This is a genomic window from Aeromonas finlandensis (assembly GCF_000764645.1).
Lineage (GTDB): Bacteria > Pseudomonadota > Gammaproteobacteria > Enterobacterales > Aeromonadaceae > Aeromonas > Aeromonas finlandensis.
On sequence record NZ_JRGK01000201.1, the window covers coordinates 1 to 2375 of the forward strand.

At 56.1% G+C, this 2375-nt stretch carries 4 protein-coding genes; 3 read left to right on the plus strand and 1 reads right to left on the minus strand.

Annotation, left to right across the window (positions count from 1 at the left end; all coding sequences use genetic code 11):
• Positions 1 to 466 (minus strand): outer membrane lipoprotein (locus LD28_RS0112575; RefSeq protein WP_033137308.1); only part of this gene is annotated, 466 nt, incomplete at its 3' end.
• Between the two features lie 19 nt (positions 467 to 485).
• On the opposite strand from LD28_RS0112575, the gene aat reads away from it, so the two are divergent.
• The 3 genes from aat (at position 486) to infA (ending at position 2193) form a co-directional block, all read left to right on the plus strand.
• Complete coding sequence (gene aat, locus LD28_RS0112580; RefSeq protein ID WP_033137309.1) at positions 486 to 1193, plus strand: leucyl/phenylalanyl-tRNA--protein transferase; 708 nt, start codon at positions 486 to 488, stop codon at positions 1191 to 1193.
• Complete coding sequence (locus LD28_RS0112585; RefSeq protein ID WP_033137310.1) at positions 1190 to 1906, plus strand: arginyltransferase; 717 nt, start codon at positions 1190 to 1192, stop codon at positions 1904 to 1906. The genes aat and LD28_RS0112585 overlap by 4 nt, the downstream gene beginning before the upstream one ends.
• A 68-nt stretch (positions 1907 to 1974) precedes the next feature.
• A complete protein-coding gene (gene infA, locus LD28_RS0112590) occupies positions 1975 to 2193 on the plus strand; it encodes a translation initiation factor IF-1 (protein WP_005300033.1) in 219 nt (72 codons plus the stop codon).
• Positions 2194 to 2375 lie beyond the last annotated feature (182 nt).

Below are 2375 nucleotides of genomic sequence, written 5' to 3' on the forward strand. Positions count from 1 at the left end.
AAGTCTTGTCGACCCGCACCCCATCATCGAAATAGAGAATGCGCACCTTGTCCCCATTGGCAAAGACCATGGCGGGATCATAATCCTGGATCACGTTGATAAGGGCATTTTGCTCGTTGCGGATCAGCAGCTCCACCAGCTTGTTTTCCACCACGGTACCCCCGGACTGATATTGCTGCGCAGCCGCAGCACCCGCGAGCGCCCCGACAGCGGTGGCGATTTCACGGCCATGACCGCCGCCAAACTGGTTGCCAAGCAGGCCACCCAGCACGGCACCACCCAGCGTCTTCCAGCCTGAGTGCTCGGACTCCAGGATCTGGCGCTGAGTAATATTGCGTACCGTTTCAACCTGGCCAAACACCACCTGATTGACCGGCCGCGCGGTATTGCGCTGGTAAACTTCCGCCCCGGCGGGCGCCGTGACAAAGCAGAGCAAGCTGGATACTATCAGGATAATGGCCTTCATCTATGAACCTCGTTGCCTTATGTCTCGCTATCTTACCCAACTGGATGATGAGCTTTGCTGGTTTCCCGACCCCAGCCATGCGCTGGAAGAGCCCAACGGCTTGCTGGCGATCGGCGGGGATCTCTCCCCGGCCAGATTGCTGGCAGCTTACCACAAGGGGATCTTCCCGTGGAATGAACCCCACCAGCCGACCCTGTGGTGGTCGCCTGATCCCCGCGGGGTCATCCGCCCCGACCAACTCCATGTGGGACGGACATTGCAGAAGATTATCCGCCGCACCCCATTCGATATTTCCGTCAATCGCGCCTTTAATGAGGTAATCACTGCCTGCGCCGCCCCTCGTCGCACTGCGGATGGCACCTGGATCAGCCAACCCATGATCGAGGCCTACAAGCGGCTACACCGTTTGGGCCATGCCCATTCGGTCGAGATCTGGCAAGAGGGAAAACTACAAGCGGGCCTCTACGGCCTGTCGATTGGTCGGTTGTTCTGTGGTGAATCCATGTTCAGCCATATCGATAACGGCGCCAAACTGGCCATGGTGGCACTCTGTCGCCACTTTGCCCGCCATCGCGGCGCCCTCATCGATTGCCAGATGCAGAACCCGTTTCTGGCGACCCTGGGTATCGAGGAGTGGCCTAGGGCCCGTTTTCTGGCCGAGCTGGCGCGCCTAGGCCATCAACCACTATTGGCTTCCTGCTGGCAAGAGGGGGAGATCAACCTATGACTGAAGAAGTGATCCTCAAAGTAGGGCTGACCCCCAAGCATCCCTGCAGCTATCTGGACCATGAGCAGGAGCAGCTGCTGGTGCTGATGGATCACAACCTGCACAATGCCAACGGCTACGAGCGATTGTTGACTGCCGGTTTTCGCCGCAGTGGCAACGACATCTATCGTCCCCACTGCTCGGCGTGCCACGCCTGCCAGTCCCTTCGTATTCACAGCGAGCGCTTTCGCCCGAGCCGCGGCCAGAAGCGGATCCGCCAACTCAACAAAGATATCGAGATCGTCCTGAGCTACGATGACAAGCCTGAATATTACCTGCTCTACGAACGCTATATCCGCGAACGCCACCACGATGGCAGCATGTATCCCCCCAACCGCAGCCAGTATCGCGGGTTTCTCCATTGTGACTGGATGCCGCCGCTCTATCTGGAGATGCGCAAAGAGGGCCGCCTTATCGGCGTGGCCACCACCGACCTGCTGCCCCACTCCTTGAGCGCCATGTATACCTTCTTCGATCCGGACTATGCCGATCGCTCCTTGGGCACCTTTGCCATCCTCTGCCAGCTCGATCTGGCCAGGCGAACCGGGCGAAGCTGGCTCTATCTCGGCTATCTGGTAGAGGCGTGCCGCAAGATGAATTACAAGCGCAATTATCTCCCTCACGAGCTGTTAATTCAGGGGGAATGGAAAAATATCGACACCAAGCCCGAGTAAACTTTACACATAGCCTTAAATCCGGCATGATCCAGCGGTTTTTTGTTGTGGCTTATCAAGAGGATTCAATGGCTAAAGAAGACAGTATTGAGATGCAGGGCACTATTCTCGAAACCCTGCCCAATACCATGTTCCGTGTGGAACTGGAGAATGGTCACGTGGTTATCGCTCATATTTCAGGCAAGATGCGCAAAAACTACATTCGTATCCTGACTGGAGACAAAGTAACGGTAGCACTGACTCCCTACGATCTCTCCAAGGGACGTATTGTTTTCCGCTCTCGCTAAGCCAGGAATTCAGCAAAAAACCCCAACCTTTCGGTTGGGGTTTTTTGTCGTTTTCTGATCACTGACGCTTAGTGGGAAACAGCTTCAACATTGACCTGAAAATCAAAGCTGAGGCTGTCACTTCCCAACTCAACCTTCACTATCCCCCCGTCAACCAGTGAACCAAACAGGATCTCGTTGGC

Excerpts from the sequence above, each read along its gene's own strand:
- LD28_RS0112585 (WP_033137310.1), top strand. The coding sequence starts at position 1,190 with ATGACTGAAGAAGTGATCCTCAAAGTAGGGCTGACCCCCAAGCATCCC.
- infA (WP_005300033.1), top strand. The coding sequence starts at position 1,975 with ATGGCTAAAGAAGACAGTATTGAGATGCAGGGCACTATTCTCGAAACC.
- aat (WP_033137309.1), top strand. The coding sequence starts at position 486 with ATGTCTCGCTATCTTACCCAACTGGATGATGAGCTTTGCTGGTTTCCC.